This is a genomic window from Microbulbifer mixtoriginis (SeqCode) (assembly GCF_052467515.1).
On the sequence record NZ_CP174314.1, the window covers coordinates 3,183,545 to 3,200,039 of the forward strand.

At 51.1% G+C, this 16,495-nt stretch carries 13 protein-coding genes; 2 read left to right on the forward strand and 11 right to left on the reverse strand.

All coding sequences use genetic code 11. From position 1 onward, the window contains the following. Positions 1–22: 22 nt before the first annotated feature. From truD to ACJJIT_RS13815, 10 genes are all read right to left on the reverse strand, one after another. Positions 23–985 (reverse strand): tRNA pseudouridine(13) synthase TruD, encoded by a 963-nt coding sequence (gene truD, locus ACJJIT_RS13770; RefSeq protein ID WP_444898759.1) that lies wholly within the window; start codon positions 983–985, stop codon positions 23–25. Next, positions 978–1,463, reverse strand: coding sequence for a 2-C-methyl-D-erythritol 2,4-cyclodiphosphate synthase (gene ispF / locus ACJJIT_RS13775; protein ID WP_252085088.1), 486 nt, complete (start codon positions 1,461–1,463; stop codon positions 978–980). The genes truD and ispF overlap by 8 nt, the downstream gene beginning before the upstream one ends. Beyond that, a complete protein-coding gene (ispD, locus tag ACJJIT_RS13780) occupies positions 1,463–2,182 on the reverse strand; it encodes a 2-C-methyl-D-erythritol 4-phosphate cytidylyltransferase (RefSeq protein WP_444898760.1) in 720 nt (239 codons plus the stop codon). The genes ispF and ispD overlap by 1 nt, the downstream gene beginning before the upstream one ends. Further along, positions 2,179–2,466 (reverse strand): septum formation initiator family protein, encoded by a 288-nt coding sequence (locus tag ACJJIT_RS13785; protein WP_444898761.1) that lies wholly within the window; start codon positions 2,464–2,466, stop codon positions 2,179–2,181. The genes ispD and ACJJIT_RS13785 overlap by 4 nt, the downstream gene beginning before the upstream one ends. A gap of 85 nt (positions 2,467–2,551) precedes the next feature. Beyond that, a complete protein-coding gene (eno, locus tag ACJJIT_RS13790) occupies positions 2,552–3,838 on the reverse strand; it encodes a phosphopyruvate hydratase (RefSeq protein WP_444898762.1) in 1,287 nt (428 codons plus the stop codon). A 226-nt stretch (positions 3,839–4,064) separates the two neighbouring features. Next, positions 4,065–4,910, reverse strand: a complete 846-nt coding sequence (gene kdsA / locus ACJJIT_RS13795) for a 3-deoxy-8-phosphooctulonate synthase (RefSeq protein ID WP_444885663.1) — start codon at positions 4,908–4,910, stop codon at positions 4,065–4,067. 57 nt (positions 4,911–4,967) lie between these two features. Next, the gene (locus tag ACJJIT_RS13800) at positions 4,968–6,602 is read right to left on the reverse strand and encodes a CTP synthase (RefSeq protein ID WP_252085084.1); all 1,635 of its coding nucleotides are present in this window, start codon (positions 6,600–6,602) and stop codon (positions 4,968–4,970) included. 125 nt (positions 6,603–6,727) lie between these two features. Beyond that, complete coding sequence (gene tilS, locus ACJJIT_RS13805; RefSeq protein WP_444898763.1) at positions 6,728–8,050, reverse strand: tRNA lysidine(34) synthetase TilS; 1,323 nt, start codon at positions 8,048–8,050, stop codon at positions 6,728–6,730. Between the two features lie 199 nt (positions 8,051–8,249). Then, positions 8,250–10,796, reverse strand: a complete 2,547-nt coding sequence (locus tag ACJJIT_RS13810; protein WP_444900920.1) for a glycoside hydrolase family 3 protein — start codon at positions 10,794–10,796, stop codon at positions 8,250–8,252. Positions 10,797–11,132: 336 nt separating this feature from the next. Then, a complete protein-coding gene (locus tag ACJJIT_RS13815) occupies positions 11,133–12,464 on the reverse strand; it encodes a sugar MFS transporter (protein ID WP_444898764.1) in 1,332 nt (443 codons plus the stop codon). A gap of 353 nt (positions 12,465–12,817) precedes the next feature. Here ACJJIT_RS13815 and ACJJIT_RS13820 point away from each other — a divergent pair, with 353 nt between their 5' ends. Continuing rightward, a complete protein-coding gene (locus ACJJIT_RS13820; protein ID WP_444898765.1) occupies positions 12,818–13,990 on the forward strand; it encodes a sensor histidine kinase in 1,173 nt (390 codons plus the stop codon). Next, a complete protein-coding gene (locus ACJJIT_RS13825) occupies positions 13,987–14,823 on the forward strand; it encodes a LytR/AlgR family response regulator transcription factor (RefSeq protein WP_444898766.1) in 837 nt (278 codons plus the stop codon). The genes ACJJIT_RS13820 and ACJJIT_RS13825 overlap by 4 nt, the downstream gene beginning before the upstream one ends. Before the next feature lie 180 nt (positions 14,824–15,003). On the opposite strand, the gene ACJJIT_RS13830 is transcribed toward ACJJIT_RS13825, so the two are convergent. Then, positions 15,004–16,263 (reverse strand): sugar MFS transporter, encoded by a 1,260-nt coding sequence (locus ACJJIT_RS13830; RefSeq protein WP_444898767.1) that lies wholly within the window; start codon positions 16,261–16,263, stop codon positions 15,004–15,006. Positions 16,264–16,495 lie beyond the last annotated feature (232 nt).

The window sequence follows — 16,495 nt, forward strand, 5'->3', positions numbered from 1 at the left end:
CTCTCGCTTTCAGCCACAAATTTTATGTGTCCGAGTTCACATTGACCAGCTGTGCCACCTCCCTTAGCAAGGCTGTTGCGAATGCCCCAGGCGGCAACGCAAATTCCAAGAGGAGGTCATCAGACTGCCACTCAAAACGAAAAGCCTCTGGACGTAGGGCCAATGATCTTCGCTCTTGCTTGAGCCCGCAATGTTCCAGCCAGTTACACCAGCTCAGCCACTTCTCTAGTACTTGCTGCTCCAATTCGCCTTGAGGACCTGTGGCGAGGTTTCTACCGCGCCCCCACAAAGGACCACTGGGCTCACTTTGTGGCTCACCCTCAATACTTTGCTGCCAGCAGCCTTGAGTGATTCTTTCTGCCAATACCTGATTAAACAGCCAACTGCGCGCAGCCGACATGGCAAAGGCCTTTTCATTCTTACGACAGCGTCCCTCTTCTTCCGCCAGGTGACGCGCCAGGTCCAGGTTGCCGCCATCGATACCAAAGCGCTGCTCACCGAAGTAATTTGGCACTCCGCCGCCTATCTGTTTAAGCACCTCTTCCGCAGCCGCTCGATCACCGCTTACATTGCGCAGGCGAATTTTAAACCGATTGCCTACATGCTCCCCGCGACGTAGTTTACGGCCGCCTCGAAAAAACCTCAGAAGTGAAACTTCTTCACTATTGATCTGCGACCAATCTGCCTCTGGCTTCTGTCCGAGCCAAACACTAAACCACTGCGTGGTTACGGCATGTCGATCCTTCAACCCAAAGTAGCTGACATCCAGAGGGCGCACTCCGGCGAGTTTGGCTAGCTGTTTTGCCACCCAGACAGTATTGGCCCCCCGCTTCTTAATATGCAGGTACACATGCTCCCCGTCCTCTGTAGGTTCGGGAAAGGCCATCTCATCGACAACAAAATCTTCCGCAACAGTACGAAAATCAGCAGAGATTGCCGCCCCACCCAAAGCACGGGGCCAATTTAGATTCCAGACTTCAGACATCATATCGCTCAAGTAAAACAGTGGCCTGGGCCGCAATTCCTTCACTCCGCCCGGTAAAGCCAAGCTTCTCCGTAGTCGTTGCTTTCACACTAATATCGGCGATATCCACACCGCAATCCGCAGCAATATAGCCGCGCATGGTTTCTATATGAGGAGCCATCTTGGGAGCCTGCGCAATGAGAGTGGTATCAGCATTCACCAGGCGATATCCCCTTTCCTTAATTAGGGTCATAACATGTTGCAAAAGGGCGCGACTATCCGCGCCACTAAAACGCTCATCCGTATCGGGGAAATGATGACCGATATCACCGAGAGCCAAAGCACCAAGAAGCGCATCGCAAAGTGCATGCAATAACACGTCCCCATCGGAATGGGCTTTTAAACCAAAGCTATGGGGAATTTTTGCTCCACCAAGCACAACATGATCGCCAGGGCCAAACGCATGCACGTCAAAGCCCTGGCCAATTCTAAAACTCACTATCGATAATCCTCGGTGGGAGCGTAGCGCAGACGTAAAATGGTCTCTACAATTACGATATCGGTGGGGTGGGTCACTTTGATATTGTCACTCCGACCTTCAACAAGTTGCGGAGAGTGACCAAAAATTTCCAACGCACTTGCCTCATCTGTAACAGCTTCACCTTGCTGTAATGCTTGACTGAGGCAAGAGCGAAGTAGCGCAAGAGGTGCTCGCTGAGGGGTCTGTGCAAGCCATATCTGATTGCGATCCAGGGTTTGCTCAACACATTGAACACCGCTTATCTCAGACCCTCTCTTTACAGTATCACTGGCCTGACGCGCTAGCAGCGCGGTCTGTGCAACCTGGCTGTGCAATAGTGCACTAATGTCTTCCATTGCAACACATGGCCGAGCGGCATCATGTACAAGCACTGGGGTGTCGCCATGTTCCCGTTGAGCGAGAAATTCCAGGGCTGAGAGGACAGAATCCGCTCGCTCAGCGCCACCAATTACAGTGTGCATTAATGGGTGAGAAGCTTCTTTCAAGTGCGGGAAAAATTCATCATCCTTTGATAGGGCCACAACAACGCCAGCAAGTCCCGGCCAACTTAAAATATTCCTCAGGGTTAGGGACAATAAAGGGCGCCCCAGTAATGGTAAATACTGCTTGGGGCGATCGGCTCCCATACGTTTACCAACACCCGCAGCGGGTACAACCACCCAATAATCTGTAATCACTTTTTAGCCTCTTCCGAATCCAGGAAGATAAACAGGGTTTCCCCTTCCTTAATCAATCCCAAATCATAGCGTGCCTTGGCTTCGACACCATCAGTGCCCACTTTCAGGCTTCGTACTTCTCTCAACAACTGGCGATTTTCCCGCGCCAAAGCTGCATTTTTTTCCTGTTGCTGAGCAAGCTGTCGTTTGAGACGGGTAACTTCGGCGAAACTGCCATCACCAACCCAGAGACGATACTGAGTGGCAAGCAGAATAAAGGTAAGAATTCCCAGCAGCCATTTCATACGAGATTACGATATTTCGCTTGTTCGTATTATAGGTATTGCAGAGGAATCCCTCTGCAATACCAATGTGCGATTCAAATATTGATTATTTAAATTCAGCACGGCCACGGTAAGGAGCGGAACCGTTCAGCTCAGCTTCAATACGCAGCAGACGATTGTACTTAGCTACGCGGTCGGAGCGACACAGGGAGCCGGTTTTGATTTGACCAGCAGCGGTAGCTACAGCCAGGTCAGCAATGGTGGTGTCTTCGGTTTCACCAGAGCGGTGAGAGATTACAGCGGTGTAGCCTGCATCTTTTGCCATCTTAATCGCGTCCAGAGTTTCGGACAGGGAGCCGATCTGGTTGAACTTGATCAGGATGGAGTTACCCACGCCTTTCTCGATACCTTCTTTGAGGATCTTGGTGTTAGTTACAAACAAGTCATCGCCTACCAGCTGTACTTTGTCACCTATCTTGTCGGTGAGAATTTTCCAGCCGTCCCAATCGCTCTCGTCCATACCGTCTTCGATAGACAGGATCGGATAGTTGGCGGACAGATCGGCCAAATAGCTGGCGAAACCTTCACTGTCGAACTGCTTGCCTTCGCCAGCCAAGTCGTACTTGCCATCTTTGTAGAACTCGGAAGAAGCACAGTCCAGAGCCAGGGTAATGTCATCCCCCAAGATGTAACCAGCCTTTTCTACCGCTTCAGCAATGACCTTCAGAGCGGCTTCGTTGGATGGCAGGTTCGGAGCAAAACCGCCTTCATCACCAACCGCAGTATTCAAACTATTGCTGGACAGTACTTTTTTCAGTGAATGGAAGATCTCTGCACCTTGGCGAAGGGCTTCGGCAAAAGATTCAGCTTTAACGGGCTGAACCATAAATTCCTGGATATCCACATTGTTGTCGGCGTGCTCACCACCGTTGAGGATATTCATCATCGGAACCGGCATAGAGTATTCACCCGGAGTGCCGTTTACCTCAGCAATGTGCTGATACAGGGGAATTTTTTTGGAAGCTGCAGCGGCTTTAGCGGCCGCCAGTGAAACCGCCAAAATAGCATTAGCGCCCAGCTTGGCTTTGTTTTCAGTACCGTCGTCATCGATCATCGCCTTATCCAAAGCGCGTTGATCGGTAGCATCCATACCTTTCAACAGATCGGCGATAGTCGTGTTGATATTCTCAACCGCTTTCAATACGCCTTTGCCCAAGTAACGGCTTTTATCGCCATCGCGAAGTTCCAGCGCTTCACGGGAGCCAGTAGAGGCACCGGAGGGGGCGCAGGCGGAGCCAATGGAACCGTCTTCCAGGATTACATCGGCTTCGACGGTAGGGTTACCGCGGGAATCCAGCACTTCGTAGGCTTTAACAGCGACAATCTTGCTCATTAACAATGGGCTCCGTATTAGTACTAACTAAACTTGTTACTTATTAAAAAGGTAATTACTGAAAGAAATTTACCAATAGCTGCACACAACAGTTAAGGGCTCTTACTCTTGTGAAACTTTTTCTCACAGTTTTTTGTGAGAATCTCTAATCGTAGCTTCCATAAATAATAGCTACAGAATAAGTACCAAGCGCCCAAAAAGGGCGCGCGCTATGTATTTCTTACTTTTATTCAGTATCCAGAGGCGTAAAGCCTTTGATTAAATCATCCACAGCTTTCATCTGTGCGAGGAATGGTTCCAGCTTCTCCAGTGGCAATGCACTGGGGCCATCACACAATGCCTTATCTGGATTCGGGTGTGCTTCCAGGAACAGGCCGGCAATACCAATAGCCAAACCTGCTCGGCCCAGCTCAGTGACCTGTGCACGGCGACCACCAGAGGCAGCACCGGAAGGATCGCGCATTTGCAGTGAGTGGGTGACATCAAAAATCAGCGGCGCACCACCGGAGGCATTGATCATGGTGCTGAAGCCCAGCATATCGACAACCAGATTGTCGTAGCCAAAGCAGGCACCGCGCTCACACAAAAGAATATTTTCATTACCGCACTCAGCAAATTTCTCCACCACATTTTTAACTTGCGGAGGGCTCATAAACTGGGGCTTTTTGACGTTGATCACTGCACCAGTCGCTGCCATAGCGGCGACCAGATCAGTCTGGCGGGCCAGGAAGGCCGGCAGCTGGATAATATCCACGACTTCGGCAACCGGAGCAGCCTGGTGTACTTCGTGGACATCGGTAATCAAGGGGACCTTAAAGGTGTCTTTGATTTCCTGAAAAATCTTCAGGCCTTCTTCCATTCCCGGTCCGCGATAGGAGTTGATGGAAGAGCGATTGGCCTTGTCAAAAGACGCTTTAAAAACATAGGGAATACCCAGTTTTTCAGTGACTTTTACATAGTGCTCAGCCACCTGCATCGCCAGGTCGCGGGATTCCAGTACATTCATACCACCAAACAGCACAAAGGGCTTATCATTGGCGACCTGAATATTTCCGACTTCAATTGTTTTCACAGTTTATTCCCTGTTATCTCCGCCTCAACTAACTTAGAGTTGAGGTGGAATTATTTTTTAACCCTGGTTTTCGCGCTGCTTCATTGCGGCGGCAACAAAGCTTTCGAACAGCGGGTGGCCGTCGCGCGGGGTTGAAGTAAATTCCGGGTGGAACTGGCAAGCAACGAACCAGGGGTGATTCGGCAATTCAACCATTTCTACCAGGGTATCGTCTGCAGACCAGCCGCCAATTTTCAAACCGGCTTGCTGCAGGCGATCAACGTAGTTGTTGTTCACTTCGTAGCGGTGGCGGTGGCGCTCTACAATGACGTCTGCGCCGTAGATATCGCGAGCCTTAGTGTCTTTAGCCAAGCGACACTCCTGGCCGCCCAAGCGCATGGTGCCACCCAGGTCGGACTGCTCGTCGCGCTTCTCGATATTGCCTTCACTATCGATCCACTCTGTGATCAGGCCGATAACAGGGTGCGGGGTTTTAGTATTAAATTCAGTACTGTTGGCACCTTCGAGGCCGAGCACATTGCGCGCGAACTCGATAACCACAGACTGTAAACCGAGGCAGATGCCCAGGTAAGGAATATTGTTTTCACGAGCGTAGCGAACAGATTCAAGCTTGCCCTCTAAACCGCGCTCACCAAATCCACCGGGAACCAGGATTGCATCGGCATCCTTGATCAGGTCAATGCCGTTCTCACCCTCAACGTCTTCAGCGTTGATAAAGTCGATATCCACTTTGCAGCGGTGCTTGATTCCCGCGTGGGTCAGGGACTCGATCAGGGACTTATAGGCATCCAGCAACTCCATGTATTTGCCAACCATGGCAATTTTCACTTCGTGCTGCGGGTTTAGCTTGCCATCGACCACTTCGTCCCACTCGGAAAGGTCTGGTGCTTGGCATTCCAGCTGCAGTTTTTCCACAACGATATCGTCAAGACCGTAACTGTGCAGAAGACGCGGTACGCCGTAGATGGTCTTGGCATCGGGCAGCGGTACAACAGCGCGCTCTTCAACATTGGTGAACAGTGCAATCTTGCGGCGGGAGTCCTCGTCGATCTCACGCTCGGAGCGGCACAGCAGAATATCCGGCTGCAAGCCGATAGAACGCAACTCTTTAACAGAGTGCTGGGTCGGCTTGGTCTTGGTTTCACCAGCAGTGGCAAGAAAGGGCACATAGCTCAGGTGGATCAACAGGGCGCGGTTGGTGCCCATTTCCACACGCAGCTGACGCACGGATTCCAGGAACGGTTGGGATTCGATATCACCTACGGTGCCACCGATTTCAACAATAGCGACGTCGACATCGCGGCCACCTTCTACAACGCGGCGTTTGATCTCGTCGGTAATATGTGGGATCACCTGTACGGTGCCACCCAAGTAGTCACCACGGCGCTCTTTGCGCAGTACGGTCTCGTACACACGGCCGGTGGTGAAGTTGTTACGCTTGGACATCCGGGTACGGATAAAGCGTTCGTAGTGACCCAGGTCCAGGTCAGTCTCGGCACCATCCTCGGTGACATACACCTCGCCGTGCTGGAAGGGACTCATGGTACCCGGGTCTACGTTGATGTAGGGGTCCAGTTTGAGGATGGTAACCTTGAGGCCACGGGCCTCGAGAATGGCGGCCAAAGAGGCGGAGGCGATACCTTTCCCCAACGAGGAAACCACGCCACCAGTTACAAAAATATAGCGCGTCATGCAAAACCTTGGTCAGTTGAGCGCTCGATGAATGTCGAGCTTACAGGGCTGGCCCGGGCGGATAATCCAGCTTCTCCCGGTGCCTTTGAGACGGGGCGCCAGGGTAGCAGAAAACCCCTCTCCGCTCAATCGAAAAACCGCCAGCTGGGCGGTTTCACCGAAGGTGCTACTGGCAAAGTGGAGCAGCCCGCCTTACAGCAGAATAAATCGGCAACTGCCACCAGCTCTCCATCCAGATACACGAGCGGTATCCGGTCTCGCAGCCAGGGTTCCAACGCTCTCTCCTGCAACACCTTCTTGAGAGTCTGGGAACGAAGTCGGTCGAGAGGCTGGACGCGCTCACCGCCCCGGCGGTATTTCACTTGATATACCCCCTGAGGCCAACCCTGCACCGATTCCAGTACACCACCTCTGGGCAACAGTAGTGCTGACACGCCATCCCATTGAAGGCTTTCTTCCGTGGTAGAAAAGGGCTCCATGACAGGGGTCAGATAGAGGCGCCGCTGAAAGCGTCGCACTACACACCCACCCAGTCGTACTTCCACCTGGGCATCCGCACTCGCTTTCTCAATTTGCGCCAAAGCTTCTTGCAGAACCACGGATTCCGGTGCCATACCACCCTGCAGCAACACCCAACCGCGCAGTAGATTTTTGCGCCGCGCAATACTTAAATTCGTGAACGTCGCTAAAAAGAGGCTCTCCCCTAACCTCTCTCGCCTGATATCACAGATCTGCAAGTCAGCAAGCGCCAACTCCTCTAGCAGTAATGCAGATTCCCTAAGATTATCTGCAGCCCGCTGAATACTCTGCCGTGCCGACCAACGGGTGGATAAAACAGGCATGACCTGTCGGCGTAAATAGTTGCGCTCAAAAGCCTCATCAGCATTACTCTCATCCTCAATCCAGCTGAGCCCGTGTTCAAGGGCCCAGGCTTCCAGCTCACAGCGCCCCACTGACAACAAAGGACGAAGTAAGGATTTACCCTCACCCAACGGCCGACTCTCCGCCATACCCGAAAGCCCAAGGACGCCCGCTCCCCGCATTAGTCTATATAGAAAGGTTTCTGCCTGATCATCCCCATGGTGACCGAGCAAAATTTGATCACCGGAGGACATCACCGAATCAAAAGCCTTGTAGCGAGCCTTACGCGCCCCCTGCTCTATCCCACCACCGCTTCTATCGACTTGCACACGCACCGCAACAAAAGGCACTTGCAGCTCACGGGCAACAGCTTCGCAGTGGCCAAGCCAGCGCTCTGCATTACTACTTAGGCCGTGGTGCACATGCACTGCCTTAACGGGGATACCATTCTGGTTGAGAAGATGCAGCAAGACAGTGGAATCCAAGCCACCAGAAAATCCAACCCATAGCTGTCCCAGAGCCGGGTGGCGCTGCATCGAAGACTTTATAAGTTGCGGTAGAGAATTTGCTGCGGATTTGGAGGTCACTGCCTATACCCTGGAACTGAGATCGACACAGTATACCGGTGCTGGCAACTTGAGTTGATGGACTTCTGAGCGGGAAGCGGGATATTGCAGAGCTACAGCTCTTCAGCAACTCAACCACTTAAAAGAGAGGTGTAGCCCAGACCTCAATTTTTACAGACCCGGGCATTTAATTACCAAAAACGGCTAGAGATGAAAATCACTAACCCGCACAGCGAATATCAGCAGAAGCTGCCGCATCGGGTACCAATCGAACATTGGCTACGGCTATCGCTGCGGCCCCCTCACTCTCCAAGCGGAAGGCACTGAAAACCTTGCTAAAGTCAGCGCCAGCTTTGGCGAAGCATTGCAGGTCCACCGAGAGACGGGTCCAGTCATTCAGCGGTATGGTTTTCAGAGTGGCTTGCAGCGGCACTCTGGCAATACAGTCCTCTCCACAAGTCACCGCCGCTTGTAACGGTTCACGCAGCTTCTGGTCAACGCGAATATTCAGACTCAAGGCTGAGCCCTCCTCCAAATAAATGCCCAAGTTCTGCATATACTCCGCAGACAACTGCACAGCACCGGGGCGCAGGCCCTTCCACTCGATCAAACGCGCATCCTCTTGAGAGGACATATCAATCGAGGTCACAACGATATTGTTATCCTCACCACTGGCCGCTCGGTTGCCATTCACTGGAACTGCCTTGGCTCCGTCCTCGGCAATATTCAATACCCAGGGAGCGCGCGGACGGGAAACCAATAACCAGGCATCCTCCAGTCCACCCGCAGCCATATTTTCGCTGGTCTCAGGCAAGTCGTTGCTGACCAGGGATTCGTCATTCACACTCAAGCCGTAACCCAAAGCAAACAAGGGATCGTAGTGCTCGTGGTATGGATTCAAAGCCGTTTGATTGGTGTACATCGGCCAGCTAAAGGGCAACTTACCAGTGAAATCGTATCGAATCTCACCTTTGGCACCTCGGAATAATACATCGGCCACACCGGCACCCTCAGACCCCGGCAGCCAAGCGGCCACAAAAGCATCCGATGCATTTAATTCACTGTTCACCCAAAGCGGGCGACCGGACAGGAAAACACTGACAACTGGAATTTCCTGTTCACGCAATTTCTTCAACAGTGCCAGATCTTTCTTGTTACCGCGCTGGTATTCCAGATTTGTGATATCACCATGCCATTCCGCGTAGGGTTCTTCACCATAAATGGCAATAGCCACCTGGGGTGTCTTGCCATTGGCAAAGCTGGCATCGGTAAAGCTTCCATCCTCACTCAGTATGGCTTCACCACCCACGCTCTTTACGGCTGCGGCGATGCCCTCAAAGATGGAAGTAGCACCGGGAAAATCTTCACGGGTATTACCAGTGCCCTGCCAGGATATTGTCCAACCACCACTTTGTTTGGAGAGGTTGTCGGCCCCATCGCCGACGACTAGAACATTCTGCTTCGCAGCTAGCGGCAACAATTGATCATTGTTTTTCATTAACACCAAAGACTTCCGCACTGCCTCTCTGGCGATAGCGCGGTGCTCGGCATTGCCGAGAATGCCAGCCTTGCCCGCTAGGGGCATATTACGCTCGAACAAGCCGGCGCGAAGTTTCACTCGCAGTATGCGGCGCACCGCATCATTCAAACGCTCAGTGGGGATTTCACCGCTCTTCGCCTGAGCCAAGGTATTGTTGTAGAGGGCCTTCCAATCCGCAGGCACCATAAACATGTCCAGACCAGCGTTAATTGCCGCGGCACAACTTTCCAGAGTGCAACCCGGCACGAAACTGTGGCCATTCCAGTCCCCGACTACAAATCCATCAAAACCCAAACGCTCCTTCAAGACATCCGTCAGCAAGTATTGATGGCCGTGCAGCTTCTCACCATTCCAACTATTAAAAGAAGCCATTACCGTTTGCACACCAGCGGGCAAAGCGGTCAGGTAACCTGCCGCATGTACTTCTGCCAGTTCCTTTTCAGGCACAGCATTATCCCCGCGGTCGATTCCACGTGTAGTTCCACCGTCACCGACAAAATGCTTAGCCGTAGCCACTAGGTTTTCCCCGCGAAGAAAATCGGCTTCGTTCTTGCCCCCCTGCAACCCTTTCACCATGGCTTCCGCATAGTCAGCCACTACAGCCGGATCTTCAGAATAACTTTCATAAGTGCGTCCCCAGCGGTCATCCCGCACTACCGCCACAGTGGGGGCAAAGGTCCAGTCGATACCGGTAACAGCGACCTCGCGGGCGGTCGCACGACCAATACGCTCGATCAGCTCAGCATCCTTCGCCGCCCCGAGGCCAATATTGTGGGGAAAAAGAGTTGCCCCAATAACATTATTGTGACCGTGCACCGCATCGGAGCCCCAAATCAGGGGAATAGCAACACCGCCATCTGAAGTGTCCATGGAGGCCTTGAAAAAGGCATCGGAAAGCGCGAGCCAATCTTTAGGCGTGGCAAACTTATCGTTGTTTGGAAAGGCACCACCACCGTTTAGCACAGAGCCCAGATGGTATTTCTTAACATCTTCAGGGGTGACGTGGCGGATCTCCGCCTGAATCATTTGCCCCACCTTCTCTTCCAAAGACATGCGCGACATAATTTCGGAAATACGCGCTTCCAACTTTTCGCTGCGTAGAAACGCGGGCTCGAGTAGCGGCCAGTTTTCCAGGCTACCTCCACTGCTTATCTGGGAGTTATCCTCTTTTGACGGAACTTCTTCTCCCTGCGGCTGACAGCCAACAAGTGCCGAAACACAGAGCATTAAGCTCAGTGAAAATCGTTTTTTAAATTTCACGGATAACTCCCAAAATTTTCCCACGCGAGTCCTTCTGTCCTACCAATTCCATAGCTACCAGAATGAGTAACACAGATATTATTATTTCAGTGTAAATCCCATACTCCAGCCACAGCCAATAAGGCCCCGATTGGATTTCAGGTATTCCACGCAACGGTATCAACGGAGCAAAGTGCAATACTTGCCGAGGAGCGCCAATAGAAATCCGATGGATTGGGCTAAATCACAGACAAGGCGGAAAACAATTTCTAGCTGGACTACTTAAAAAATAGCCTGGAGAAAAGTTTCAGTTGCCCTTGCCCACTACTCCATCGCAGCGCCACGCAAAGTCGGAGAAAAAGCACCGTAATAAGCGATATAGCAGTAGCACAGCAGCGGTACTAAAAAAGAAATCTGAATACCCGCTTCATCGGCGAGCACCCCCTGAAGCAATGGAATAACCGCACCGCCAACAATGGCCATGCACAGGACACCGCTGCCCTGACTGGTGTACTGACCCAAACCTCGCAACGCCAGGCTGAATATGGTTGGAAACATAATGGAGTTGCAAACCCCCACAGCGACAATCGACCATACAGCCAAATAACCAGAGGAGAGCATCGCAACCACGATAAGCACTACGGAACCCAGCGAACACACCGCCAGTGTTTTTCCCGCAGAGACATAGCGCAGCAGCAGAGCCCCGGCAAAGCGGCCTACCATAGCGCCACCCCAGTAGTAGGAAACATACTTTGCCGCTTCAAATAACTGCATTTCAGCAACAGAGGATTCACTAAAAAAGCTAACCAGGAAACTTCCTATAGCTACCTCGGCGCCTACATAGGCAAAAATACCAATTGCTCCCAGTGTCAATCTGGGAAAGCGCCAAATGGAAAAAGTCTCACTGCGGGGCGGACTTGTACTGTGAGAAAGGCGGTGTTCGGGGATTGTCGGCAAGCGAATCCAGGAGAAAAAAGCCACCATCATCAACAGCACTACTGCCAACCAAAAATAGGGTTTTTCCACCAGGGCCGCCTCCCTAGCGCGAAATTCATCGACACTAGTTGCCGTATCGGGATCGGCGCCCATTGAAATCGCGGCAAAAAAAACGGCACCACCGGCAACCGGCGCCAAGGTAGTTCCCAGAGAGTTAAATGCTTGGGTTAGGTTTAAACGACTTGGAGCCGTTTTGGCACTACCCAAAGCAATAACGTAGGGATTTGCCGATACCTGCAATACTGTAATACCAGAAGCCAGTACAAAAAGCCCCAATAAAAACACTTCATAGATTTGCAGGCGCGCAGCAGGAATAAAAACCAGGCAACCAGCACAAGCCACTAACAAACCAAAGACCAACCCCAACTGGTAGCCAACTCTACGCAACAGCAACCCAGCAGGAACGGAAACCAGAAAATAGGCCGCAAAAAAGTAAAACTGTACTAGAACAGCGCGGGTATAACTCAGCTCAAAAACATTTTTAAGATGTGGTACCAGAACATCATTCAGCCCGGTGATAAAACCCCACAGAAGGAAAAGCGAAGTCAACGCTGCAAGATTTAAATACCCTGGAGAGCGCCCCTCTTGAGCCTGGGCATCTGAATCACAAACAGCCATTTCGTTCAAGTGAAGACTCGACTCGGGCAACATCTGGCGCATTGGAAACCGATCCCCAAATTTCAAACTCGTTTCTCGGCGATTATACTGTTCTTCCTAAACGCTTTTGAGTCGCCAGCGGAAAATTAAGGACAAAATGTGCAATTTTTTATAACCCTTAATAAAAAACACTTTCACTCAATGAAAGTTGTCTTATGGGTCCAGATTGCCGAAAGTAACTTGACTAATCACCCCGAAAAGCGACAAAAAGGACTAAATAAGGGCTAAGCTGGAATCCTGGCGTACAGGCCCACTGGCGGGCACCGGTAAGCCAAGGTAATATCTTCCGGATAATAATGAACGCGATGATGAGCGTCTATCCCGTCATTTTCACAAAATTAAATATACGGGACATCATGCAGTACTCTACCCGTCAATACTGGAATGCAACTGCGGAAATTCCTTCGACCCGCTGGTTTTGGAAATTACAGCTGGTCAGCTGGATTGGCATTTTGTTGGTGACATTCCTCTCCCTGACTCTCTGGCATTCACCCACTGAGTGGCCAAGCTTCGAGCCAGCAAATACTATTTTCCAGTGTGCTGTGGCTTTTGTTCTCTCGGTATTCCTAAGACCCATTTTTGATATCGCCTGGGACTCTGAACTGGCCGTTCGCACAGTTATCTATCTACTCGCCGTTGCGGTGATTTCCGGCATCTGGACCCTGGTGCGCATGGAGGCCTATATCCGCTTGAGCAGGGAGCACTCCATCTGGTCTGAATTCGGCGGCTGGTATTATGCCTCCCTCTTTGTCTTTCTTTTTTGGAGTGCACTTTACTGTGGGGTTAAATACCACATACTGCTGCAAGGGGAACACAAAAAAATGCTTGAAGTGGCCGCGGACAACGAGCGCGAGCAACTTCGTAGACTCCAGGCAGAGGCTATCGCCAATGAGGCCCAGCTTAAAATGTTGCGCTATCAGCTCAATCCCCACTTTTTGTTCAATACACTAAATTCCATCAACGCCCTGATTCGCTTTCAACAGGCCGATGAGGCCCGCGAAATGGTTGTACGACTCAGTGATTTCCTGCGCCTCTCCCTAAAAGAGAGCCCTATGCAAAAAGTAGAACTTGAACAGGAAGTCAAAGCAGCACTCCTCTATCTGGAGATTGAAAAAACCCGCTTTGCTGACCGCTTGGTTGTAGATCTCAATGTCGATGAAACGGCCCGGCAAGCATTGGTGCCCAGTATGTTGTTACAACCACTGGTAGAGAATTCAGTAAAATATGCCATCGCCCCCAATGAACTGGGCGGCACCATTGGAATCCATGCGAAGAGTAGTGGCCAACGCCTGTTGCTGGAAGTACAGGATTCAGGCTGCTCAGAAGATTGCGCCGGCGAGAGAAATTTCCAAGCAAGTTCCACCGGTGTTGGACTGAAGAATGTACGGGAGCGACTTTCCAGCCTCTATCCACAAAATTACCATATAGAGCAACAGGAAAAACCTGATTGCGGCATGTCGATACGAATCAATATTCCACTAGAAATAGCCACTTATCCCACCTATAAAACACGGGGAGAAGTCCAATGAACAAACTCACTGTCGTGCTGGTGGACGACGAACCCCTAGCCCTGCGCCTTCTGCAAAGCATGTTTGAGGAATTCCCTCATATAGAAATTTCCGCCTGCTGCCGCAATGGACGCGAGGCGTTGCAAGCCGTATCTGAATACAGTCCAGACCTACTGGTTCTGGATGTACAAATGCCAGGCATGAACGGCTTTGATGTGGTCAGTCGTCTACAGGCCGACACCATACCATTGGTAATATTCGCCACCGCTTTCGACGAATATGCCCTCAAAGCTTTTGAAGTTCACGCTGTCGATTATGTTTTAAAACCCTTAGATAGCGCCCGCCTAGAAACCGCCCTTGATCGCGCGCGCCAGCGCTTGCAATTGGCACATGTCGGCAAAAAAGACATCCACCAGGAAGAAAAAAACCGGCTGCTGCGCTCTATTGAGGAAATGAGTTCAACCAGGGGACAAGCCTCTGAGACTCACACCCCAGTGATCAACAATCGCCTGGCGATTAAGGATCGCGGCAGTATTACTATGGTCAATCAGCAGGAAATCGAGTGGATAGATGCCGCCGGTGACTATATGTGTGTGCATGTAAAAGGGGAAACCCATGTTATGCGCAGCACCATCAAAGACCTGCAAAAACAGCTGTGCCCGGATAATTTTAAGCGTATTCACCGCTCCACCCTGGTGAATCTCAACTATATCGAACACATTAAAGTACTTACCAAGGGAGAGTACTTTCTCACCCTAACTAGCGGCGCTAAAGTCAAAGTCAGTCGTAACTATCGCCTACCGATCAAGGAATTTCTCGAAGCCAATAGACGTGTAGCTTCAGAAGCCTCCTAAACAGTTTGCTCATCATCGCCACTCAATACCGGCAGGGACTCGCCGGTATACCAGTGAAATAACCAACCTAAGCAATATCTGATCCACGCCATCCAGTTAATAAAGAGAGCCCCTTTCTTTACAATAAAAAAAGCCGGCATGGAAATGCCGGCTAAACGAGCTCAGAAGAGAAGAAAAAAATTAAGCGCGTTTGTCTGGGCGGTGACCAATGGCACCGTAGTAAAGAATATAGAGGTAGCAGAAAATAGGCAGGACAAATGCCAACTGGATACCCACTTGGTCCGCCAATAATCCCTGCAATAACGGCACTATAGCGCCACCGACTATAGCTAGGCACAAGATACCAGAACCCTGACTAGCCGCCTTGCCAAGTCTCGCAAGAGCCAAACTGAAAATTGTTGGGAACATAATGGAGTTACACAGCCCCACCGCCAAAACAGCATACATTGCCAGGTAGCCGCTACCGGCTACAGTGATAAGCAGAAGTAGGCAGGAGCCCAGGGCACAAATTGCCAGCACTTTTCCCGCAGAAATAAAGCGCATAATCAAGGCACCGGCAAAACGCCCAACCATGGCCCCACCCCAGTAGAGGGAGATATAGAACGCTGCCTCGGATTCCTCAAGACCGGCAATAGAGTCTTCGGCAATAAAGTTCACCAGGAAACTGCCGATAGAAACTTCCGCGCCGACATAAACGAAAATCGCTACCGCCCCTAATACGAGATGGCGATAATTCCAGGCCGAAGCTTCACCTATCTCCGATGGGGCCTGTGAAGTATTGCTGACAATAGACGGCAGATTCAAAAACGCAAAAACCAGAGCCAACACGGCTAGGGTAGCCGCCAGAATCAGGTAGGGCACTTCGATCACCGAGGCACTGACTGCACCGACGGCAACTCCCGCAGCTGGGAGAATTAAAAATGCACCGAATTGTGGGGCTACGGTGGTACCTAGTGCATTAAAGCCCTGGGTCAAGGTTAGTCGGCTGGGTGCCGTGCGCTCATTTCCCAAGGCGGCAACATAGGGGTTTGCCGATACCTGTAAGATAGTGATACCGGAAGCGAGAATAAACAGGGCCCCTAGGAAAAGCCCATAGACCTCCATGCGCTCCGCAGGAATAAATAGTAAGCAACCCAATACCGCGATAGTGAGGCCGGTGACGATACCTTTTTGGTAACCAATCTTACTCACCAGACTACCCGCCGGCAGGGAAACCAAAAAATAAGCTCCAAAAAAACAGAATTGCACCAGCATCGCCTGGGCATAGTTCAGCTCAAAAATCCCCTTGAGATAGGGAATCAGGATATCGTTCAAACAGGTAATAAATCCCCACATAAAAAACAGTGAGGTCAAAGCTACCAGCGCAAATTTTTGTCCCGCTTGATCACCAGCTTGTAACTGCACAGCATCCGTTGCCATATTCCTCTGCAAAATTGCCATATTTGATTCCCAGAAACTTCTGCCGCAACTAAACCGTAAATGGCAAGCCAGCACTTAAACACTTGTTATTCTTTTTGCTTTCTACCATGGAGGCACAGATACGACGCAGCGGTTTTCGACAAGGGGGGTTAAAAATGGGGGCAGTAGGGACAGTGTAAAGTGCCCTGGGCACGCTCAACTAGCGGGACAAACAAATAACAGAAGAGGAACAAGCAACCCAACAAATGGGGAA